The 20,887-nt window shown below is 70.7% G+C and carries 23 protein-coding genes; 6 read left to right on the plus strand and 17 right to left on the minus strand.

The window, feature by feature from the left end:
• Nucleotides 1–79 precede the first annotated feature (79 nt).
• Entirely contained in the window at nucleotides 80–1,582 is a 1,503-nt protein-coding gene (locus tag AC3AOF_RS03280; RefSeq protein WP_488347702.1) for an NAD(P)H-hydrate dehydratase, read from the plus strand.
• 101 nt (nucleotides 1,583–1,683) lie between these two features.
• Here AC3AOF_RS03280 and AC3AOF_RS03285 read toward each other — a convergent pair whose 3' ends face one another.
• Nucleotides 1,684–2,673, minus strand: coding sequence for an MBL fold metallo-hydrolase (locus tag AC3AOF_RS03285; RefSeq protein WP_236992056.1), 990 nt, complete (start codon nucleotides 2,671–2,673; stop codon nucleotides 1,684–1,686).
• Nucleotides 2,674–2,946: 273 nt separating this feature from the next.
• Between AC3AOF_RS03285 and AC3AOF_RS03290 the strand changes: the two genes are divergently transcribed.
• A complete protein-coding gene (locus AC3AOF_RS03290) occupies nucleotides 2,947–3,435 on the plus strand; it encodes a c-type cytochrome (RefSeq protein WP_236992055.1) in 489 nt (162 codons plus the stop codon).
• Between the two features lie 107 nt (nucleotides 3,436–3,542).
• A complete protein-coding gene (locus tag AC3AOF_RS03295; RefSeq protein ID WP_236992054.1) occupies nucleotides 3,543–3,698 on the plus strand; it encodes a hypothetical protein in 156 nt (51 codons plus the stop codon).
• A 14-nt stretch (nucleotides 3,699–3,712) separates the two neighbouring features.
• Here the strand turns inward: AC3AOF_RS03295 and AC3AOF_RS03300 are convergent, their stop codons facing one another.
• The 3 genes from AC3AOF_RS03300 to AC3AOF_RS03310 all read right to left on the minus strand — a co-directional run bounded on the left by AC3AOF_RS03300 (nucleotide 3,713) and on the right by AC3AOF_RS03310 (nucleotide 5,434).
• Nucleotides 3,713–4,384, minus strand: coding sequence for a helix-turn-helix domain-containing protein (locus tag AC3AOF_RS03300; RefSeq protein WP_488347703.1), 672 nt, complete (start codon nucleotides 4,382–4,384; stop codon nucleotides 3,713–3,715).
• A 125-nt stretch (nucleotides 4,385–4,509) separates the two neighbouring features.
• A complete protein-coding gene (locus AC3AOF_RS03305) occupies nucleotides 4,510–4,923 on the minus strand; it encodes a response regulator (RefSeq protein ID WP_236992052.1) in 414 nt (137 codons plus the stop codon).
• Nucleotides 4,924–5,014: 91 nt separating this feature from the next.
• A complete protein-coding gene (locus tag AC3AOF_RS03310) occupies nucleotides 5,015–5,434 on the minus strand; it encodes a CBS domain-containing protein (RefSeq protein ID WP_236992051.1) in 420 nt (139 codons plus the stop codon).
• 402 nt (nucleotides 5,435–5,836) lie between these two features.
• On the opposite strand from AC3AOF_RS03310, the gene AC3AOF_RS03315 reads away from it, so the two are divergent.
• Complete coding sequence (locus tag AC3AOF_RS03315; protein WP_488347704.1) at nucleotides 5,837–6,544, plus strand: Crp/Fnr family transcriptional regulator; 708 nt, start codon at nucleotides 5,837–5,839, stop codon at nucleotides 6,542–6,544.
• Between the two features lie 3 nt (nucleotides 6,545–6,547).
• Here AC3AOF_RS03315 and AC3AOF_RS03320 read toward each other — a convergent pair whose 3' ends face one another.
• The 8 genes from AC3AOF_RS03320 to AC3AOF_RS03355 all read right to left on the minus strand — a co-directional run bounded on the left by AC3AOF_RS03320 (nucleotide 6,548) and on the right by AC3AOF_RS03355 (nucleotide 15,968).
• Nucleotides 6,548–7,360 carry a universal stress protein gene (locus AC3AOF_RS03320; protein ID WP_236992049.1) on the minus strand — a complete coding sequence of 271 codons (813 nt, stop codon included), beginning with the start codon at nucleotides 7,358–7,360 and terminating at the stop codon, nucleotides 6,548–6,550.
• Between the two features lie 98 nt (nucleotides 7,361–7,458).
• The gene (locus AC3AOF_RS03325) at nucleotides 7,459–8,121 is read right to left on the minus strand and encodes a glutathione S-transferase family protein (RefSeq protein WP_236992048.1); all 663 of its coding nucleotides are present in this window, start codon (nucleotides 8,119–8,121) and stop codon (nucleotides 7,459–7,461) included.
• On the minus strand, nucleotides 8,118–9,341 hold the full coding sequence (locus tag AC3AOF_RS03330) for an ABC transporter substrate-binding protein (protein ID WP_488347705.1): 1,224 nt from the start codon (nucleotides 9,339–9,341) through the stop codon (nucleotides 8,118–8,120). Before AC3AOF_RS03330 ends, AC3AOF_RS03325 begins: the two co-directional genes overlap by 4 nt.
• A 352-nt stretch (nucleotides 9,342–9,693) precedes the next feature.
• Entirely contained in the window at nucleotides 9,694–11,307 is a 1,614-nt protein-coding gene (locus AC3AOF_RS03335) for an acyl-CoA synthetase (RefSeq protein ID WP_488347706.1), read from the minus strand.
• Between the two features lie 212 nt (nucleotides 11,308–11,519).
• Nucleotides 11,520–12,344, minus strand: coding sequence for a carbohydrate ABC transporter permease (locus AC3AOF_RS03340; protein ID WP_048462165.1), 825 nt, complete (start codon nucleotides 12,342–12,344; stop codon nucleotides 11,520–11,522).
• Nucleotides 12,341–13,273 (minus strand): carbohydrate ABC transporter permease, encoded by a 933-nt coding sequence (locus tag AC3AOF_RS03345; RefSeq protein ID WP_488347707.1) that lies wholly within the window; start codon nucleotides 13,271–13,273, stop codon nucleotides 12,341–12,343. The genes AC3AOF_RS03340 and AC3AOF_RS03345 overlap by 4 nt, the downstream gene beginning before the upstream one ends.
• Nucleotides 13,273–14,625 (minus strand): ABC transporter substrate-binding protein, encoded by a 1,353-nt coding sequence (locus AC3AOF_RS03350; protein ID WP_442919322.1) that lies wholly within the window; start codon nucleotides 14,623–14,625, stop codon nucleotides 13,273–13,275. Before AC3AOF_RS03350 ends, AC3AOF_RS03345 begins: the two co-directional genes overlap by 1 nt.
• 194 nt (nucleotides 14,626–14,819) lie before the next feature.
• Nucleotides 14,820–15,968, minus strand: coding sequence for a sensor histidine kinase (locus AC3AOF_RS03355; protein WP_236992044.1), 1,149 nt, complete (start codon nucleotides 15,966–15,968; stop codon nucleotides 14,820–14,822).
• A 272-nt stretch (nucleotides 15,969–16,240) separates the two neighbouring features.
• Between AC3AOF_RS03355 and AC3AOF_RS03360 the strand changes: the two genes are divergently transcribed.
• Nucleotides 16,241–16,450: a hypothetical protein gene (locus AC3AOF_RS03360; protein ID WP_488347708.1), complete on the plus strand. Its 210-nt coding sequence runs from the start codon at nucleotides 16,241–16,243 to the stop codon at nucleotides 16,448–16,450.
• Nucleotides 16,451–16,454: 4 nt separating this feature from the next.
• Here the strand turns inward: AC3AOF_RS03360 and AC3AOF_RS03365 are convergent, their stop codons facing one another.
• Complete coding sequence (locus tag AC3AOF_RS03365; protein WP_236992042.1) at nucleotides 16,455–16,844, minus strand: winged helix-turn-helix transcriptional regulator; 390 nt, start codon at nucleotides 16,842–16,844, stop codon at nucleotides 16,455–16,457.
• Between the two features lie 188 nt (nucleotides 16,845–17,032).
• On the opposite strand from AC3AOF_RS03365, the gene AC3AOF_RS03370 reads away from it, so the two are divergent.
• Complete coding sequence (locus tag AC3AOF_RS03370) at nucleotides 17,033–18,049, plus strand: zinc-binding alcohol dehydrogenase family protein (RefSeq protein WP_488347709.1); 1,017 nt, start codon at nucleotides 17,033–17,035, stop codon at nucleotides 18,047–18,049.
• A gap of 181 nt (nucleotides 18,050–18,230) precedes the next feature.
• Here the strand turns inward: AC3AOF_RS03370 and AC3AOF_RS03375 are convergent, their stop codons facing one another.
• The 4 genes from AC3AOF_RS03375 to AC3AOF_RS03390 form a co-directional block, all read right to left on the minus strand.
• A complete protein-coding gene (locus AC3AOF_RS03375) occupies nucleotides 18,231–18,659 on the minus strand; it encodes a hypothetical protein (RefSeq protein ID WP_236992040.1) in 429 nt (142 codons plus the stop codon).
• Between the two features lie 28 nt (nucleotides 18,660–18,687).
• Nucleotides 18,688–19,059: a hypothetical protein gene (locus AC3AOF_RS03380; RefSeq protein ID WP_442919321.1), complete on the minus strand. Its 372-nt coding sequence runs from the start codon at nucleotides 19,057–19,059 to the stop codon at nucleotides 18,688–18,690.
• 93 nt (nucleotides 19,060–19,152) lie between these two features.
• Entirely contained in the window at nucleotides 19,153–19,368 is a 216-nt protein-coding gene (locus AC3AOF_RS03385) for a hypothetical protein (RefSeq protein ID WP_236992038.1), read from the minus strand.
• A gap of 233 nt (nucleotides 19,369–19,601) precedes the next feature.
• Nucleotides 19,602–20,822: an LL-diaminopimelate aminotransferase gene (locus AC3AOF_RS03390; RefSeq protein ID WP_236992037.1), complete on the minus strand. Its 1,221-nt coding sequence runs from the start codon at nucleotides 20,820–20,822 to the stop codon at nucleotides 19,602–19,604.
• Between the last annotated feature and the right edge of the window lie 65 nt (nucleotides 20,823–20,887).

Raw genomic sequence — 20,887 nt, forward strand, 5'->3', positions numbered from 1 at the left:
TTGTTGCGCAATCCGCCGTTCTTGCGCCTGGCGCCGCAGCAAAGCTGCCGCGCCCGGGCGCCTCTGGGAGTCTGACGCGATGGCCGGGACCGAGCTCATCACCACCGCCGAGATGCGCCGCGCCGACGACGCGGCGATCCGCGCCGGCACCCCGGGCCTGACCCTGATGCACCGAGCCGGCGCGGCTGTGGCGGAGCGCGCCCGGGCACTGATCGGCGAGGGCCGCATCCTGGTCCTGTGCGGACCGGGCAACAACGGCGGCGACGGGTTCGTGGCCGCCAGGGTGCTGGCCGAGGCGGGCCGCGAGGTGGAGGTCGCCCTGCTCGGGAACCGCGACGCGCTGAAGGGCGACGCCGCCGCGGCGGCCGCCGAGTGGACGGGCCGGGTCGCCGATGCCGCCGAGGCCGCGCCCACGGGCTACGCCCTGGTTGTCGACGCGCTGTTCGGCGCCGGCCTGTCGCGGCCGCTCGACGGCGCGGCGGCGTCCCTTGTCGAAAGGCTCAACGGGGCGGGCGTGCCGGTGCTGGCGGTCGACGTGCCCTCGGGCCTCGACGGCGATACCGGAACCGCCGGCGGCGCCGTGGTGACGGCAACCGAGACGGTGACCTTCTTGCGGCGCAAACCCGGCCACCTGCTCCTGCCCGGCCGGCGCCTGTGCGGCCCGGTGACGGTCGCCGATATCGGTATCCCGGACGCCATCGTGGCGGAGATCGGCCCCCAGGCCCACGTCAACGGGCCGGACCTCTGGGGCGCCGCCTTCCCGCGCCTCGCGGAGGACAGCCACAAATATACCCGCGGCCACGCCGTGGTTCTCTCGGGCCCGGCCCACCGGACCGGCGCGGCGCGGCTCGCCGCCCGCGGCGCCCTGCGGATCGGCGCCGGCCTCGTCACCGTGCTGTCGCCGACGCCGGCTCTTCCGGAGAACGCCGCCCAGCTCACGGCGATCATGCTGAAGCCTTGCGACAGCGCCGACGACCTCGACGACACGTTGACCGACGAGCGCCTGAACGCGATCGTCGCCGGCCCGGGCCTCGGCACCGGCGCCCCGACCCGCGACCTCGTGCGGGTCGCCGCGGAATCCGGCCGCGGCCTCGTCCTCGACGCCGACGCCCTGACGAGCTTCTCGGCCAAGGCCGACGACCTGGCGGAGATGATCGCGGCGGGCGACGCCCAAGCCGTCGCGACCCCGCACGAGGGCGAGTTCGCCCGCCTGTTCAAGGGCGTGGCGGCGGTACCGCTGAAGGGCTCGAAGCTCGTGCGTGCCCGCGCCGCCGCATCGGCCCTCGGCGCCGTCGTGGTGCTGAAGGGACCCGACACGGTGATCGCCGCCCCCGACGGCCGCGCCGCCATCAACCCGAACGGCACGCCCTGGCTCGGCACTGCCGGCAGCGGCGACGTGCTGTGCGGCTTCATCGGCGGCCTGCTCGCCCAGGGCATGACGCCCTTCGACGCGGCGTGCGCCGCGGTCTGGCTGCACGCGGCGGCGGCACGCCGGCACGGGCCCGGCCTGATCTCGGAGGACCTGCCGGAGATGATGCCGGGGGTGCTTCGAGACGTGCTGGAGGGACCTGAGCCGGCGTGAGGGCCCGCTCCGATCGCCTCCCTGCGTCGTCGTCCCGGTTCCGCTGCGCGGCTTCACGACGATGGAGGGGGTGAAGCCGGCCTTCCGCGTCGACCACGCCCTCAGAGTTCCATCAGGTCGCGTCCGACGACGATCTCGCCCTTGAAGTGCGGCCGCACCGCGTCGAGCCAGACCTCGTCCTTGATGAACGGGTAGCCGCCCGGCACGAAATGCGAGAGGACCAGCGTCTTCACGCCGGCCTCGGTCGCCACGCGCCCGACCTCCTCGGCGGTGGTGTGGCTCGCGATCAGGTGCTCGCGCAACGTCTTGGCGTTGGGCTCGGTGGCGATCAGCTTGTCGAGCTCGGGCAGGTACATGACCTCGTGGACGAGGATGTCGGCGCCCTTGGCGAGCGCGATCAGGTTCGGCGAATAGCGGGTGTCGCCCGAGATCACGATCGACCGGTCGGGACAATCGAAGCGGAAGGCGAAGGCCGGCTCGACCGGCGGGTGCTGGACCAGGGCGGCCGTGACGCCGACGCGCTCGTCGCGCATCACCTCTCCGGGTCCGGTGATCTCGTGCGGCACGATCAGGTCGGCGAGGGGGGGCCGGCCCTCGTCGGCCATGCGGGTCTTGATGTCGTAGTCGTTGAGGTCGAGGAACTGGCGCGTCATCCGGACGAGCGGGGGCGGCCCGTAGGTGTTCACCCGGTGGGCGAGGTCGGTCGCCCAGGCGAGCAGGAGCACGTTGCCGTAATCGGCGTTGTGGTCCGAATGCTGGTGGGTGAGGAACACCGAATCGAGCGATCCGAGCTTCAGCTTCGCCAGCACCATCTGCCGGCCGGTCCCGTTGCCGGCATCGACCAGGTAGGTGTGGCCGTCGACCACGATGGCCTGGGCCGGCGCGGCCCGGTTCGGCTTCGGCGTCGGCCCACCGGCCGTCCCGAGCAGGATCAGCCGTGAACGCCGTGCGGCGGGGGCCGGCGCCTGCGCCGCGGCGCCCCCGGCGGGGAGGAGCGCTGTCAGGGCCGCGGTACTCAAGGCCGCGGTACTCAAGGCCGCGGTGCCGCCGAGGATCGTCCGCCGGGTCGGGAGAAGGGTGTCGTCGGGCATCGTGTCTATCCGCGTGTCGCTGCGTTAGGCCGTCCTTCGCTCGTCCAGGACGGCGGCCGACCCGTCAAGGCGCGTAGGCCGCCCTCGCGCGGCCGCCGTCTCGGACCAGGAGCGACAACGTGCTTGGTTCGTGCGAGAGCACGCAGCGAGGCCCTATCGGAGCGGGACGGGGCAGGGCAGCCCTCGGCGTGAGGGCAAGGTCGGAGCGGCCGGCTGGGTGAGGTGGCATGGGCGTGCGGCGCCGGCCGTGACCTCCGGCGAAGAGCGGGATGGATGATGGTCCGAAATCGCACCGCATCACGCCGGACGCGGGCCGGACGCGGCCTGCTCCTGTGCTGCGCGCTCTTGGTCTCGGCTTGCACGGATGACGACGGCGCGGCGCGGCGGCGCGCGCTCGGCGATCGTCCCGGTCTCGATGCGGCGTTGCGCGCCGCCGATCCGCGCCGGGGCAGCCGCCTGTTCGGGCAATGCGCCGCCTGCCACACCATCGGCCCTGGCGCGGGCGACCGCGACGGCCCCAACCTCTTCGGCGTGATGAACAAGCCCGTCGCGAGCACAAGCCCGCGCTACGGCTACACGGCGGCGCTCAGCGCCCTGGGCGGCATCTGGACACCGGAGGCGATGGACCGGTGGCTCGCCGATCCGACAAGGGTTGCGCCCGGAACGCGCATGCATTTCGGCGGGCTGCCCGATCCCCTGGACCGTGCGGATGTCATTGCCTACCTGCAATCGCAGTCGGCGGCCTCCGCCTCGACGCGCTGACGGGCGCGAGGCGGGCCGGCGCCCGGCTTGCGCGCATTGAGGCAGCGCAAGGATGGCCGGCCGGGCCGGGTGCAGGACAAGGCGTCCCTCCCGAGGAAGCCAGCCCCATGCTGTGGACCGCCGCTCTCCTGCCCGTCTTTGCCGCCCTGTGCCTGGCCAAGGGCGATCCGGGCCGCACCCTGGGCTGGCTCTGCCTGATGAGCGTGCTGGTACTGATCGCCTGTTCGAGCGTCGTCCGGCTCGCCCTGCCGCGGCCCCGCTGATCGTCAGGGGCGGCTCACGCATTCAGGCGGCGGAGCGCCGCCTTGTCCTGGAGCAGGACGGTGCGGCGATGAGCCGGCAGCGCGATGATGCCGTCCCGCTCCAGCTGGGTCAGGGTGCGCGACACGCTCTCGATCGTCAGGCCGAGATGGTCGGCGATGTCGGTCCGCGACATCGGCAGCGCGATCGCGCCGTCCGTCCCGGCCCGCTCCGCGAGCCCGAGAAGGAAGCTCGCGACGCGCTCGCGCGCCGACTTGCGGCCGAGCAGCACCATATGGTCCTGCGCCCGCTCCAGCGCCCGCAGCATCGCCGCCACCACCTCCTGGGCGAGCGCCCCGGCCGCGCCGGTCAGGGCATCGCGGTCGCTGCGGCGAAAGGCGGCGAGCGTGGTGTCGATGACCGCGTCGGCACCGGTCCGCCGTTCGGCGCCGGCCTCGAGGCCGAAGATGTCGCCCGGGAGATGGAACCCGTCGATCTGGCGGCGCCCGTCGCTCAGGAGCCGGTAGGTCCGCACCGCGCCGGACACGACCTTGTAGAAATGCACGACGCGGTCGCCCTCGGCGTAGATCTCCTCCTCGGCCTCGCAGCGGCGGCGCGCCCCCGCCTCCGTGCCGTCCTGCCGGCTCCGGAGGACGGATGCGGCATCGAGCACGGGGCCGAGGCCGGCGGTGGCGAGCGCGAGCTGCATGGGAGTCCCTCGTCCGGATCGCGTGTGACGAGGCCATGGCTACGGCACGGGGGCGTTGCGCGAAATTCCGGTACAGCGCTTAAGGGGTTTCCCTGAGGCGACAGGCTTCCCTACGGCCTCGTGCCTCAGGGCGAAGCCGCGAGGGCGGCGTGGATGCCGGCGAGCAGCGACCCGTCCTCGAAGGGCTTCTCCACCACCTGTCGGAAGCCGGCCCGCACCGCCCGCTGCCGCAGTTCCTCCGTGAGCCGGCCGGTGACCAGGATGGCGGGCAGGCCGACGCGGCGCTCCCGCAGCCGGACGACGAGCGCGACGCCATCCATGCCCGGCATGTGATAGTCGACGACCAGGCAGCCCGCTCCGGGCAATCCGGTCTCCCCGAGCAGGTGCGCGGCGTCCGCGTAGAGGCGCACCTCGTACCCTTCGAGCTCAAGGGCGAATTTGAGCGAGCGCCGGACGGCCTCGTCGTCGTCGACGACGAGGAGCGGTCCTCTCGGGACGGGAACGACCGACTTGTCCGGCATGGCCGATTGTGCTGGCATGACCGCCCTTGGAGCGCCCTGGATTCCGACCACCCGGACGATAAGCCGGGCCACTCCGCCGGGTCGTTGATCTGTCTCAAGCGCCGGCAGTTCACCCCAACGCCGGAACCTCGGCGGCCTCGCGCGCCGAGGGGGACCCGACCGCCGGGATGTCGCGCAACGAGATCACCCCGACCACGTCGTCGCCGCGCATCACCGGCAGGTGCCGGAACCCGCCGGCGATCATGAGGCGGTGCGCCTCCGCGAGGCGCGCCTCGGCGTCGATCGTCTGTGGATCGGGCGTCATCACCTCCCGCACGAGGGTCAGCATCGGGTCGCGGTGGCCCGCGACGACGCGGACGGCGATGTCCCGCTCGGTGATGATGCCGACGAGCCGCCTGGCCTTCATCACCACGAGGGCGCCGATGCCGTAGTCCCGCAGGCGGTGGCACACGCTCGCGACGGTGAAGCTCCCGCTCACGCCGCGCACGGGACGGCCGGCGAGGACGTCGAGGAGGGTTCGGTTGGGCATGGGGCGACCTCACGCGGATTCGGGGCGGTCGTCGACGCCCCCGGACGGCAAAAAAGGCCGGGCACCCTCGCGAGAGGAGCCCGGCCCGCACGCTGCATCGGGTTTGTCCGTCCCGGCCTCCCCTCGCGCCCGGACGGCACGTCCGCGGACCGCATCCCGATCGGCCGATCCGATGCAGCGGCCCGTCCCGTTTACCGGCGGCCGGCGGGGCGGCCTTGATCCACCTCAAAGCCTCCGGCGCGAACCTGGCCGGCGAGACGACGATTGCGCTGGATCAATGCACGGCCGCCAGCGCTCCCGGACCTTCGGGACATGGGGGCCGGACGTCACGCGGCCCGCGGGGGGCGGGGACACGACATGCTGGTCGATACGGGTTCGGGCGAGAGATCGATCGAGCGGTCCATGCAGCCCTGTCACCGCGGGCGACCGGCGCTTCCTTGCGCCGATTGCGCGGCGCGCCCGCTCGGCGTCTGCTCGGTCCTCGCCCTGCCCGAACTGGCGGAGTTCGAGGCGCTGAGCCAGCACCTCGCCCTCGACAAGGGCCAGGCCTTGTTTCGCCAGGAGGAGCCGGGCGACGCGGTCTACACCGTGATCGAGGGCGCCTTGCGCCTCACCCGCCTGCTGCCCGACGGCCGGCGCCACATCACGGGCTTCTCGCTGCCGGGCGACTTCCTCGGCCTCGCCCTCGAGGAGCGCCACTCCGTCTCCGCCGAGGCTCTCGGCCCGGTCGTGGCCTGCCGCTTCGGACGAGAGGACTTCGCGGCCCTGCTGGAAGCCAAGCCCCACTTGCTCATGAGCGTGCACGAGCGGGCCGGCACCGCGCTGCGGCTGGCACAGGACCAGATGCTCCTCCTCGGGCGCCGCACCGCCGAGGAGAAGGTGATCGCCTTCCTCCTCGGCCTGCGGGACCGCTACGCCCGGTCGGGGCGAAGCTCCGTCACGGTCGAGCTGCCGATGGGCCGCCAGGACATGGCCGACCATCTCGGGCTGACCATCGAGACGGTCAGCCGGATGCTGACCCGCCTCGACCGCCAGCACCTCGTCCTGATCGTTCCGGGCGGCGTGCGCCTCCTGGACGTGGAGCGGTTGGCACGGCTCGCGGCGATCTGAGCGTCAGTGGCACATCAGACAGCAGAGCGGCGCATCCTGGAGGATGTCCCGGGTCACGCCGCCCAGGAGCCATTCGCGCAGCCGCGCATGCCCGTAGCCGCCCATCACCACGAGATCCGCGTCGTGACGCTCGGAAAAGTGCAGGATCTCGCCGGCAACGGTCCGGTTGGGCGCTTCGAGCGCATGCGCGGTGACGTGCGCGCCGTGGCGGGCCAGGAGGTCCGCCACCTCCCCGGCGCCCTCGTGGGAGGCCTCGCGACCGACGCCGACGACGAAGACCTGATCGGCGCGGGTGATGAACGGCAGGGCGGCCGTCACCGCGCGGCGCGCCTCGGGGGCGTCCTTCCAGGCGACGACGATGCGGGCGGCCGCGAGGCGATCGATCCCCGGCGGCACGACCAGGACCGGGCGGCCGACCTCCATCAGCACGGGACCGGGCGCGGCCCCGAGCGCGCCAGCGCCGTCCCCGCGCGGGTCGCGCCCGACCACCACGAGGTCCGCTCCCCGCGCCTGCCGGACCAGGAAAGCCTCGGGCCCGGCCTCGATCTGCCGCCATTCGGTGCGGAGCGCCGAGCCGGAACTCCGCGCGAAGATTGTCCGGGCCTCCGCCAGGTCGTCGACCAGGGCGGCCCGCTCCTCGGCATAGGCGTCCTGCGCCTCCAGGATGTCGCCGACCGGCGCCGGCGTGTCGATGGTCCGGGCGGCGATGCCGATGAGGCCGGCCTCGAACCGGCCGGCGAGATCGGCCGCGAGACGGACGCGGTCGCCCGCGCTCCGTCCGAGGTCGAGAGAGACCATGATGCTGGCGATGGACATCTGAGAACCCGGGATCGCGGCGTGATCGTCGGGAAGACTATTTCGATCGCCGCCGGCCCGGCCTTGTGCTGGATCAAAACCGCACGGGCCGGCGGACGTCAGCCGCCCAGCGGCGAGGGCACCGGCGACACGCCCTGCGCCTCCGCCGCCGCCCGCTCGGCCGCCAGCGCCCGAGCATAGGACGGCTCCTCCTTCAGCCCGGCCCAGTAGGCGCGAGCGAAGTCCGGCAGCTCGTCGGCGAGCCCGGCGAACTCGGCCAGCATCAGGGCGTAGCCGATGCTGATGTCGGCGGCGGTGAAGCGGCCGGCGCAGACGAAGCGGCGATCGCCCAGACCCACGCCGAAGCCCTTGAGCCGCGACAGGAACCAGCGGGAATAGTCCTCGACGAGGCCGGGATTGCGCCGCTCGGGCGGCTCGAACCGGCCGTAGCGCAGAACCAGGGTCTGCGGGAAGGTCAGGGTCGCCTCGCCGAAATGCAGCGCGTTGAGGTAGCGGCCGTATTCCGCCTCGTCGGAGCCCACGCCGAGCCCCCCGGCGCCGTGGCGCGCCGCGAGGTACTCGCAGATCGCCGCCGATTCGGTCATCCGCGTCTCGCCGTCCTCGAAGAGCGGGATCGTCCCGAGGGGGTTGAGGGCGAAGTACTCCTTGGCACGGACCCGCGGCGGGAACGGCAGCATCGCCAGTTCGTAGGGCAGATCCAGCGCCTCCAGGGCCCAGAGCGGCCGGAACGAGCGGGCGCCGACGCAATGATGCAGCTTCATGGTGTCACCAGCGGGCAGTGGCCGCTCTTGAGCGGCCGGAAGGCCTGGTCGGCGGGGATGGTCGAGACCAGGCGGTAATAGTCCCAGGGGCCCTTCGACTCCGAGGGCTTCTTCACCTCGAACAGGTACATCGGATGGGTCACCCGCCCGTCGGCCCGCACCTCGGAGCGGCCGAACAGCGGGTCCTCCGCGGGCGCCCTCCGCATCTCGGCGGTCACCGTGGCGGGGTCCTTGCTGCCGGTCGCCTTCACGGCCTTGAGGTAGTGCATCATGCCCGAATACACGCCGGCCTGGACCATGGTCGGCATGCGGCCCTTGTGGCGCTCGGCGAAGCGGCGCGACCAGGCACGGGTGCCGTCGTCGAGGTCCCAGTAGAAGGCCTCCGTCAGCACCAGGCCCTGGGCCACCTTGAGGCCCAGGGAATGCACGTCGCTCAGGAAGACAAGCAGGCCGGCGAGGCGCTGCCCGCCCTCCGCGACGCCGAACTCGGCGCCCTGCTTGATGGTGTTGATCGTGTCGCTGCCGGCATTGGCCAGCCCGACCACCTTGGCCTTCGAGCCCTGCGCCTGGATCAGGAACGAGGAAAAGTCGTTGGCCGCGACCGGATGGCGGACCGAGCCCAGCACCTTGCCGCCGTTGCGCTCCACCACCTCCGACACGTCGCGCTCCAGCGCCTTGCCGAAGGCGTAGTCGGCGGTGATGAAGAACCAGGTATCGCCGCCCGAGCGCACCATCGCGCCGCCGGTGCCGTTGGCGAGCGCCCAGGTGTCGTAGGTCCAGTGGATGGTGTTGGGCGAGCAGAGCGCGCCGGTGATCTCCGAGGCGCCGGCGCCCGAATTGATCATCAGCCGGTTCTTCTCGCGCACGATCTGGTGCACGGCGAGCGCCACGGAGGAGAACGGCACGTCGAGCACCACGTCGAGGTCGTCGCGGTCGATCCACTGGCGCACGATGCCGGCGCCGACATCCGGCTTGTTCTGGTGGTCGGCCGACAGGACCCGGATGTCGAAGTCCGGGTTCTGCGCCTTGAAGTCGGACGCCGCCATCTCGGCCGCCACCGCCGAGCCCTCGCCGGCGAGGTCGGAATAGGGCCCGGCGCGGTCGTTCAGCACGCCCAGGGTGACGCGGGTCGAGGCGGCCTGGGCCTGGGCGAGGGTGAGGAGGGAGGCGGCGGCGAGCGCCAGGATGCGAAACGGTCGGCGGAGATGGCGTATCGGCATGGTGTCCTCCCGGTGGTGTCGCCGCATCCGGTCGTTGGTCGCCGGATGCTCCATGAATCTCCGTCGTCATCCCGGGGCCGCGCAGCGAAATCCAGGATGGCGGCGTGTGTCTGAGAGCCTGATTGCTCGATTCAGGCCCTCGAACCCACCCGCGACCTCATCCTGAGGTGTCATTCCATCGCAGATGGACTGACCTCGAAGGAGGGCTCCAGAGGTCTCAGCGATTCCTGGAGCCCTCCTTCGAGGTCAGCCGATTTTCAATCGGCTAACGCCTCAGGATGAGGTCGCGGATGGGGGGCAGAATTCTCTTGTTAGCCTCCGATATGGAGCGATCATGAGGCCGGGACGATCGTCACGCCCCTCCCCGCTCCCTGAGCGCTCGCCGGATGATCTTGCCCGTCGCGGTCATCGGCAGTTCCTCCACGAAGGCGACGTGGCGCGGGTATTCGTGGGCGGCGAGCCGGGTGCGGACGAAATCCTGGATCGCGCGCCCTAAGTCCGGCGTGCCCGCGACGCCGTCCTTGAGTACGATGAAGGCCTTCACCGCCTCGGTCCGGACCGGGTCCGGCACGCCGACGACGCCGCACAGCGCGACGGCGGGGTGGCGCAGCAGGCAATCCTCGATCTCGCCCGGCCCGATCCTGTAGCCGGACGAGGTGATGACGTCGTCGTCGCGGCCGACGAACCACAGGAAGCCGTCCGGGTCGCGCCGGCCGAGATCGCCGGTGATCAGCCACTCGCCGATGAACTTCTTCTCCGTGGCCTCCGGGTTCTGCCAGTAGCCGAGGAACATCACCGGATCGGGCCGGCGCACCGCGATGTGCCCGGTCGTGCCGTCCGGCACCTCGCGGCCCTCCCCGTCGACGATCCGCACGTCGTGGCCCGGGACCGGCTTGCCCATGGCGCCGGGCCGGGCCGGAAACAGGTCGGCGCAGGACGACACGACGAGGTTGCACTCGGTCTGGCCGTAGAACTCGTTGATCGGCACGCCGAGCACCGTCTCGCCCCAGGCCAGCATCTCCGCCCCCAGGCTCTCGCCGCCGCTGCCGACCGAGCGGAGGTTCAGGCCGGGATAGGGTGTGGCGTGGGTCTGGCGCATCAGCTTCATGGCGGTGGGCGGCAGGAAGACGTTGCGGACCTCCTGCCCGGCCATCAGCCGGAACGCCGCCTCCGGATCGAATTTCTTGGCCCGATGCGAGACGACCGGGACGCCGTGATGCAGGGCCGGCAGCAGCACGTCGAGGAGGCCGCCGATCCAGGCCCAGTCCGCCGGGGTCCAGAACCGGTCGCCCGGCTGCGGCAGGAAGCGCTGGGGCATCTCGACCCCCGGCAAATGGCCCAGCAGCACCCGATGGGCGTGGAGCGCCCCCTTCGGGTCGCCGGTGGTGCCCGAGGTGTAGATGATGACCGCCGGGTCGTCGGCCACGGTGTCGACCGGGGTGAAGGCGTCGGAGGCCCGGGCGCACAGCGCATGGAAGTCCTCCGCACCGTCCTCGGCTCCGTCGATGCAGTAGATCCGCTCCAGGTCGGGGAGCGCGTCGCGCAAGCCCGCCAGCAGCACGGCCCCGGCCCGATCGGTCACCACCGCCTTGGCGCCGCTGTTGCCGAGGCGGTAGGCGAGCGCGTCCGGCCCGAACAGCACGAAGAGCGGGATGGTGATCAGCCCGGCCCGGAAGCCGGTGATGTGGGCAATCGCCGTCTCGGGCGATTGCGGCAGCAGCACGCCGATCCGGTCTCCGGGGGCGAGGCCGTGCGCGGCGAGCACGTTGGCGAAGCGGTTCGACAGCCGGCGCAGGTCGTCGAAGCCGTAACGCTGCACGGCGCCGTCGTGGTCGAGATGGATCAGCGCGAGCGGGTTGCCAGGGGCGTGCCGGTCGCAGACGTCTGTGCCGATGTTGTAGCGGGCCGGGATCCGCCAGCGGAAATGTTTCACCAAATCGGCATAGGTGTCCGCGCGCTGCAGCATCGGCGTGTTCCACCCGTGATCGTTACGTGGACCGTTCGGCGGTCCTTCGATTGAAACGATCGTTCATTCGTTTTTGGGTGTCAACACGGGTGGGGGCGGGATGCGCGACCGGGATAGCAGGGGGGCGCGTGCAATCATGACCATGTCCGCGTCCCATCCGCGACCTCATCCTGAGGTCGCGGGTGGGACGGATGGAGGATGAATGATCCCCCTCACCCGCCCTTCACCGCCCCGGCCGTCAGCCCGGCGACGATCTGGCGCTGGGCGAAGACCGTCAGCACCAGCACCGGCAGCGTCACGATCAGCGCCGCCGCCGCGAGCGGCCCCCAGCTCAGCTGGTCGAACGAGATCATGTTGTAGACCGCGACCGGCAGGGTGCGGGTCTCGCGCCCGGCGAGCACGATGCCGAAGACGAAGTTGTTCCAGGAGAAGATCACCGCCAGGATCATCGCCACGGCGATGCCGGGCTTGGCGATCGGCAGCGCGACGTAGCGAAAGACCTGCCAGCGGCTGGCGCCGTCGATCACCGCCGCCTCCTCCAGTTCCAGCGGCGTCGTCTCGAAATACCCGATCATGATCCAGATCACGATCGGCACCGTGACGACGAGGTGGATGATGATCTGCGGCCAGAGGGTGCCGAGGAGCCCGAGCCACTGGAACAGCAGGAAGAGCGGGATCAGGTAGGACAGGCCCGGGGTGATGCGGGCGACCAGGATCACGACCGCGGCCTTGGCGGCCTTCATCCGGGCGATGCCGTAGCCCGCCGGCACCCCGACGAGGAGCGCGAGCAAGGTCGCCGTACCGGTGACCAGCAGGCTGTTGACGAAGTAGGTCGAGAACCGGTTCGATTCGAGGACGTCGGTGTAGTTCTTCCAGGCGAAGCGCTCGGGGATCAGCACCGGTGGATAGGCGGCGTTGTCGATCTCGTACTTGACCGAGAGCGACAGCATCCAGACGAAGAACAGGATCACCGGCGAGACGATGACCAGGACGGCGAAGAGCAGGGCGGCCTGCTTGAGGAGCCAGCGCCAGTTCATGCCACCGCCCCTTGCGTGCGCTTGCGGACCACCAGCAGGGCGGCGGCGAGCGCGATGATGAGGAGGAAGAACACCACGGCGATCGCCGAGCCGTAGCCCACGTCGTAATAGGCGAAGGCGACACTGTAGAGATAGATGTTGATCGTCTCCGAGGCGGTGCCCGGTCCGCCTTGGGTAATGGCGAAGATGATGTCGAAGCTCTTCACCGCGTCGATCATCCGGATCATCGCGGCGACGAACAGGAACGGGGCGACCAGCGGCAGGGTGATGTGGCGGAACATCTGCCAGATCGAGGCGCCGTCGATCTGCGCGCTCTCGTAGGGCTCGGTGGGCAAAGCCGCGAGGCCGCCGAGCACGATCAGCATCACGAGCGGCGTCCATTGCCAGGTCTCGACCAGCACCAGCGACGGGATCACGGTCGCCGGATGGAACACCCAGAGCTGGGGGGGAATGCCGACCAGCGACAGAAGATAGTTCAGCACCCCGAGCTGGGGGTGGAACATCATGGTCCAGACCAGCGCGATGGCGACGGGGGTCGCCATCATCGGCAGGATGAACACGCCGCGCAGGAAGCCGCGCAACGGGAACTTGGCGTGGAACACGCAGGCCGCCAGCGTTCCGAGGATGAGCGGTAGCACCACCGAGAGCGCGGTATAGACCAGCGTCTGCCACACCGCATCGAGGAAGCGCGGATCGGTCGGCAGCCGCGTGTAGTTGGAGAGGCCGACGAAGGCCGGCGCCGCGCCGACCTTCCATTCATGCACGCTCATCCACAGGGTGAAGGCCCAGGGGAAGACGATCACCCCGACGACGACGACGAGGGCCGGCACCACGAAGGGCCAGTAGCCCGGGGGGCGCCAGCGGGCGGGCGCGGCCTCGTCGGCCGATGACAGGTCGTCCGCTGGCGATGCGAGGCCGGCCCGCGCCATCAGGCCTTCTCGCTGCGCTCGAGGATCGGCCGGTACTGCTCGGCCGCCTTCTTCAGCTCGACCGCCGGATCGGCCCCCGACAGGGTGGCGGTGACGGCGGAGCCGACGATGTCGCGGAACTCCGCCACCGGCACCACGACCGGCAGGCCGAGCTTGCTGATCTTGGCCGAGCCGATCACCGAATCGAGCCACTCGCGCGGCATCTTCACGCCCTGCTGGACCTCCGCGTCGCTGAGGATCGAATCGCGGAACGGCACGCCGCCGCCCGCCTGGAGCAGGCGCCCGCCCATCAGCTTCGACACCGCCCATTGGCAGTAGAGGTAGCCCGCCTCCTTCTTGGAACTCGCCGCCGCAACGCCGATGCCGTCGCCGTAGGTCGCCGAGGCGTGGTCCTTCGGTCCCTTCGGCACCACCGCGTAGCCGACCTTGCCGACGACGCGGGAGGCGTTCGGGTCTTCGAGCGGCGGCGCCCAGCCGACGCCGTCGAGCCACATCGCGGCCCGCCCTTGCGTGAAGGCCGCCATCGACTCCATCCAGTTGAAACCGACGACGCCGGGGGGCGCGGTCTTGGTCAGCAGGCGCTGGTAGAGCTTGGTCGCCTCCACGGCCTCCGGGCCGTCGATCAGCAGGTTGCCCTTGTCGTCGAGGAAGCGGCCGCCATAGGCGAGGAAGAATGCCCCCCACAAGGCCATGTTGGCGTTGCGCAAGCCCCGGCCGACGAAGCCGTAGGTGCCGGCCTTCGGGTCGGTCAGGGTCTCGGCCGCCCGCATCATGTCGTCGAAGGTTTCGGGATAAGCGACGTTCTTCTTCTGGAACAGTTCCTTGTTCCAGTACAGAATGAAGTAATCGACCGAGAGCGGCAGCGAGCGCATCTCGCCGTTCGGGGTCTTGGCATATTGCAGACCCGCATTGCTGAAATCGGCCTCCTTCAGGGAGGGTTCGGTCAGGTTCGGGTCCTTCATGAACCCGGAGAGGTCGGCGAGCCAGCCGGCCTTGTCGAACTGGCGCTTCTGCACGTGGTAGCTCAGGTGCACCACGTCGAAGCTCGGCCGGCCCGAGGTCAGCTCGATGACGATCTTCTGGCGCTGCTGCTGCTCGGGGATCACCTCGGAGGAGACCTTGATCCCGGTGAGCGCCGTGAACTCGGCGGCGCTGCGGTGGAGCAGGTCGCCGCGCGGGCCCTTGATCAGGTTGACCTCGAGGGTGGTGCCGGCGTGCTTCTTCCAGTCCACGGCCGCGAAGGCCGGTCGAATGTTCAGGGATCCTGCGCCGATCATCCCGAGACCGGCCGCGGCGGCGCCGGATGCCAGGAGGCTGCGACGGCTCGGGCCGCCGCGAGAAATCTCGCCCATCGTTTCCTGCCCTTCGGGATCTGCCCGGATCTGATGCCCGGGCTTGTTCGAGGCGGGGCCGGTTCTCCGGCCCCCGTCGCGCCGCTCCGCCTTTTGGCGTGGCGAAGCGGCAGCGCTGCCGCAAGCGTAGTGCAAGACGCGCGGCCGTGGGAAGCGGCTCGCCGTGACGGCTCTGAAAAATCCTCAGGGACCGGCTACGGCACCGCGAGATTCACCGTCAGGGCGAAACAGGCGCCGCCCTTGCCCGTGACGGTGAGTTCGCCGCCGAGCTGGCGGGCAAGACCATGGATCACCCGCATGCCGAGGCTGCGGCGCGCGGCCCCCGTGTCGAACCCGTCCGGCAGGCCGACGCCGTCGTCGGAGACGCCGAGGCGGACCCGGCCCTCGCCCTCGGGCACGGCCGCGACCCGCACCGGGCCGTGGCCGCCCGGATAGGCGTACTTGATCGCGTTGGTGACCAGTTCGTTGACGAACAGGCCCAGCGGGATCGCGAGGTCGGCCGGGATCGGCATGGCGGGAGCCTCGCAGGTGATGGCGTGGCCGGGCGCGCTCTCCCGCAGCTTCCCGCACAGGGAGCCGAGGAAGCCCGACAGTTCCACCGCCGCGAGGTCGGGCTGGCGCCAGAGCTGGTCGTGGACCTGCGCCACCGCCTCGACCCGCGAGCGGGCATCCGCCAGGGCGTCGCGCGCCTGCTGGTCCTCGGTGGTCCGGGCCTGGAGCGAGAGCAGGCCGGCCACGGTGGCAAGGCTGTTCTTGACCCGGTGGCTCATCTCCCGGGTGAGCAGTTCCTGCCGGTCGAGGGCGGCCTGGAGGCGGGCTTCCGAGCGCTGGCGCTCGATGGCGCCACCGAGCAGGTTGGCGAAGCCCTGCATGAAGGCGATGTCGGCTTCGTCGAACTGGCCCTCGCGGGTGTCGTCGACCTCCAGCACCCCGAAATCGCCCTCGCGGTTGCGGATCAGCACGTTGAGCGCCCGGCGCACGCCGTGATCGGCCATCAGCTGGGGGGTGCGGAAGCGGTGCTCGTTCTCGAGGTGGTTCGAGATCACCGGCTGCCCGGTCTTGAGGGCGTAGCCTGCCGGAGAGGCGAGATCGGCGCCGACGGTGGCGTGGCCGACGACGTTCGGCCCCCAGCCGACGCCCGCGATGACCAGGAGCGTGTCGCGGCCGGGCTTGTATTCGAGCGCCTTGCAGAACTGCGCCGACATCCCGTCCGCGCAGAGTTCGGTGGCGCGTTGCAGCAGCCGGCCGAGATCGTCGGCGCGCAGGGCCTCGACGCCGAATTCGGACAGGATCTTCTGCTGCTTCAGGCGGTAATCGAGATCCGGACGGCTGAGTTCCGCCATCGTCTGGTATCCTGTCCTTTCCCTGCGCGAGAGGCGGGGTCCTGCTTTGGGTCGATGTCGGCAGCGGGACCGGATCGATCCCTGACCGGAGCCTGTCTGCAGTGGGGCCATGTCTGCCGGAGCGGGTCAAGCAGGCAGGAAAGCGGAGCCAGGATGCCGCACCGCGCCATCCCCAGCCCCTCCGGACCCGTCGCTCGCGCGCGGACCTGTCAGTGCATGCAACCGGTCCCATATGGTACAGTGCAGTGCACACACAGCAGGAGTGCGGGTCCGTGCTGCGCCTCGTTGCCCTCGGGATCATCCTGACCGCCGCCGTGACGATCGTGGTCGCGCTCCTGGCGCCACCATCCGTGCGGGCGCAGCAGGAAGAGAGCTATTGCCGCCCTCCCCTCAAATTCGCGGCCGGTGCCTGCGTGGCGCAATGCCCGGCCGGCTACGAGGATCGCGGCCGGGTCTGCGCCTTCCGCAGCCTGTCGCGCTGATCCGTCAGGCCGCATCCGCCTCAGGCGCCACGATCTTGGGCGCCACCGCGGCATGAACGTCGCCCCAGGCCTTGAGTGCACGGATCACCGGTTCGAGGCTGCGGCCGAGCGCCGTCAGGCGATACTCCACCCGCGGCGGCACTTCGGCATAGACCGTGCGGTGCACGAACCCATCCGCCTCGAGCTCGCGCAGCTGGTTGGTCAGCATGCGCTGGGTCACGTTCGGCATCCGCCGGCGCAACGCGTTGAACCGGAGCGAGTCCTCCGGCGCCGGCGCCTCGGCCAGGAGGTGGTAGAGGATCACGCCCTTCCACTTGCCGTCGATGAGTTGCAGCGTCGCCTCGACGGCGCAGCCCGGGCTGCAATCCAGGCTGCGGTGCCGGGTGCGGGCCATGACGGTATCCTTTTCGACACTATGGGCGCTTCATGTGCGTTCTTGCGCATCATGACGGTAGCGGTCATCTCGGCTTCCGTCATCTCCGAGCCGTCCCGCTCGCGCGGGCCTGCTCGGATTCTTGTGTTGCATCATTCATTTCGCCGAACCGGTGACCACTTCGGCGAATGATGCAGAGGAGCCCGCCCATGCGCGCCGTCGGTTACCAGACCTCCCTGCCGATCGAGGACGAAGCCGCCCTCCAGGACATCACCCTGCCCCGCCCCGAGCCCACGGGCCGCGACCTTCTCGTCGAGGTCCGGGCGGTCTCGGTGAACCCCGTCGACACCAAGGTGCGCCGCCGCGCGGCGCCCGAGGCCGGCGGCTGGAAGGTGCTGGGCTGGGACGCCGCCGGCATCGTCGTGGCCGCCGGTCCCGAGGCGACGCGGTTCCGCTCCGGCGATGAGGTGTTCTATGCCGGCGCCCTGGAGCGCCCCGGCACCAATGCCGAGTTCCACCTCGTCGACGAGCGTATCGTCGGCCGCAAGCCCGCCTCGCTCTCCTTCGCCGAGGCCGCGGCCCTGCCGCTGACCGCGATCACAGCGTGGGAGACGCTGTTCGACCGTCTCGACATTCGCAAACCCGTGCCGGGGGCGGCCCATGCCGTGCTGATCGTCGGCGGGGCCGGCGGCGTCGGCTCGATCGCGACCCAACTCGCGCGCCAGCTCACCGACCTCACCGTCATCACCACCGCCTCGCGGCCGGAGACGACAGCGTGGAGCCGTGAACTCGGTGCCCACCACGTCGTCGATCACGGGGCCTCGCTCGCCGCTCAGATCGCCGCTCTCGGCCTCGGCGCCCCGGGGTTCGTCTTCTCGACCACCCATACCGACACGCACCTGCCGGCGATTGCCGAGCTGATGGCACCGCAGGGTCGGCTCGCGCTGATCGACGACCCGGCGACGCTCGACGTGTCGCTCCTCAAGCGCAAGAGCCTGTCGCTGCACTGGGAATTCATGTTCACCCGGCCGATGTTCGGCACCGTCGACATCGCGGCGCAAGGCGACCTGCTCGACGAGGTGGCGCGGCTGGTCGAGGCCGGGCGGCTGCGCACCACCTTGGCCGAGCATTTCGGGCCGATCGGTGCCGCGAACCTGCGCCGGGCGCATGCACTGCTGGAGAGCGGGCGGGCGAAGGGGAAGATCGTGCTGGAAGGGTTTGCCTGACGGGCGGTCACTCGCAGATCGGATCGACGAACTCGAGCGTCAGTCCACGCGCGTTCCAAACTCTGAAGGTCATCCCGGGGCTCGCCTATCGGCGAGAACCCGGGATGACGACGGAGGGTTGTCGGTCGGTCGCCCGACACGAACGGACTTCAGATCCGTCGAGGATCAGTCATCGGGATCCTCAGCGCATCACCTGCCGATACGCCCGATGCACCTTCGTCTTGGCGTGATGCCGGTGCTTCACCCGCACGCTCCGCGCCCGCGGAGCATATCCGGGCTCGCCATAATAGCCCGCCGGCGCGTAGCCGTAGCCCGGGTCCTGGTACGCGCGGACCGGACGCATCGGGGCCTGGATCGCGTCGTACGGCCCATGCCCGGTGCGAGCGCGATACGCCGCGCCGGCGAAGTCCCCCGGGGTCGGCGGGGTGCCGGGCTGCGAGAAGCTGGTCTCGGGCCGATAGGCCGGCCCCCAGCCGATCTCGTCGTCGCCGGCCGGATCCCTGCCCGGGAGGCCTGTGACGTAGCCGACGCTCTGGGCCGCGGCCGGCAGCGCCGCGGCGACGGTGGCGAGGCCGGCAAACAGGCCCGCCGCGAGGAGGCGTGCACGCATGGGGACGTTCCTTCCGTGGGGGTGAGGATCAGTAGGCCCGGCTGCCGAGGATGTAATCGGCCATGCGGTGCGGGCGGTTGAGCGGGCCCTCGCTCGGGCTGTCATTGTAGTAGCCGTAGCCGGTCGGCCCGAAGGCGCCGCCATTGGTCACGGCGGCGACCGGCACGGCGCGGATCGCCACCAGGCCGGTCGGGCCGGCGGGCAGCGGGCCGACGATCACGTCGGGCGAGACCTGCAGCACGGTGGGGCCGGGTGCGGCGGCGCGGCTGTAGATGTCCGGCGCGACGGCAGGCGGGCGCACCCGCACCGCGAGGGGGGACTGGGCAAGGGCCGGGCCCGAGAGGCAGGCTGGAGCGACACAGGCCAAGCCGGCGAGCGGCAGGATGAAACGACGGATCACGCGGGGCATCCTCCGGTGACGGGATGCCGGTTAACGCACTGAGAGCGGCGCCCGGTTCCAGGGCGCGGCGTGGTGTCCGGGGTGGAGCGGCCGTCAGCCCTTGGTGCGGACCACGACCTCGCGCTCGCGCCGCACCCGCTCGCAATCGGCCCAGTAGCCGTTGAGCAATGCCGGGGTCGAGGAGCAGCGATAGGCGACGTCGGGGCTCGGGGCCGGGACGGGGTCGCGGGCGATGATCGGGTTCGGCGCGCAGGCGGCCGGCAGGGCGGCCGCGGCGGCGAGAACGACGAGCTTCAGCGAGCGACGCATCGGAGACCCTGAGGTGGAACCAAACCTTGGCCGCACCCTGACGCCGCGCGAGGCCCGGATCAACCCGGAGGGCGGCCGGAGGCGCGATTGCGCCTCCCCTGTCGCCCCCCGGCCACAAGTGTCGGACTCATCCGGTTTCCGATCGATCGCTTCGCGATGCGGAAACCGGCTTCGCTCATGCGCCGCGCCGGCTTGGTGATGCGCTGTCCGAACGGATCGTTTCGGACAGCGTATCAGCCGACCTTCTGCATCGGCACGATGTTGTGCAGGGTGCGGTCGGCATTGTCGAAGAAGCGGCGGATGTTGCGGGCCGCCTGGCGGATGCGCTGCTCGTTCTCGACCAGGGCAATGCGCACGTAATCGTCGCCGTGCTCGCCGAAGCCGATGCCCGGCGCCACCGCCACGTCGGCCTTCTCGACGAGCAGCTTCGAGAATTCGAGGCTGCCGAGACTCCTGAAGCGCTCCGGGATCGGCACCCAGGCGAACATCGAGGCCGACGGCACCGGGATGTCCCAGCCCGTCTTCTGGAACGCATCGACCATCGCATCGCGGCGGCGGCGATAGGTGGCGCGCATCTCGTGGATGCAGTCCTCCGGGCCGTTCAAGGCCGCGGTGGCGGCGACCTGGATCGGCGTGAAGGCGCCGTAATCGAGGTAGGACTTCACCCGCGTCAGCGCCGCGAGCAGCCGCTCGTTGCCGACCGCGAAGCCCATCCGCCAGCCGGCCATCGAGAAGGTCTTCGACAGGGAGGTGAACTCCACCGCCACGTCGATCGCGCCCGGCACCTGCAAGATCGAGGGTGGCGGGTTCTTATCGTCGAAATAGACCTCCGCATAGGCGAGGTCGGAGAGCAGGATCAGCTCGTGCTTCTTCGCGAAGGCGACGAGGTCGCGGTAGAAGTCGAGGGAAGCGACGTAGGCCGTCGGGTTCGAGGGATAGCAGACCACCATCGCCACGGGCTTGGGGATCGAGTGCTGCATCGCCCGCTCGGCCGCCGGGAAGAAGGCCGGGGTCGGCTCGGCCGGGACCGAGCGGACCACGCCGCCCGCCATCAGGAAGCCGAAGGCGTGGATCGGGTAGCTCGGGTTGGGCACCAGCACCACGTCGCCCGGCGCCGTGATGGCCTGCGCCATGTTGGCGAAGCCCTCCTTGGAGCCGAGTGTGGCCACGACTTGCGTGTCGGGGTTGAGCGAAACGCCGAAGCGGCGCTGGTAGTAGTTCGCCTGGGCGCGGCGCAGGCCGGCGATGCCCTTCGAGGCCGAGTAGCGGTCGGTGCGCGGCTTGCCGGCGGTCTCGACCAGCTTCTCGATCACGTGGCGGGGCGCGTCCAGGTCCGGATTGCCCATGCCGAGGTCGATGATGTCGGCGCCGTTGGCGCGGGCGGCGGCCTTGATCCGGTTGACCTGCTCGAAGACGTAGGGGGGCAGTCGCTTGATGCGGTGAAAATCGGTCATGGCCGGGTCCTGGATCGGCGCCGCCGCTGCGACGCGCGTGTCACATAGGCTGTCTAGAGGGGTTT

The organism is Methylobacterium sp. 142-1Y, from assembly GCF_057747795.1.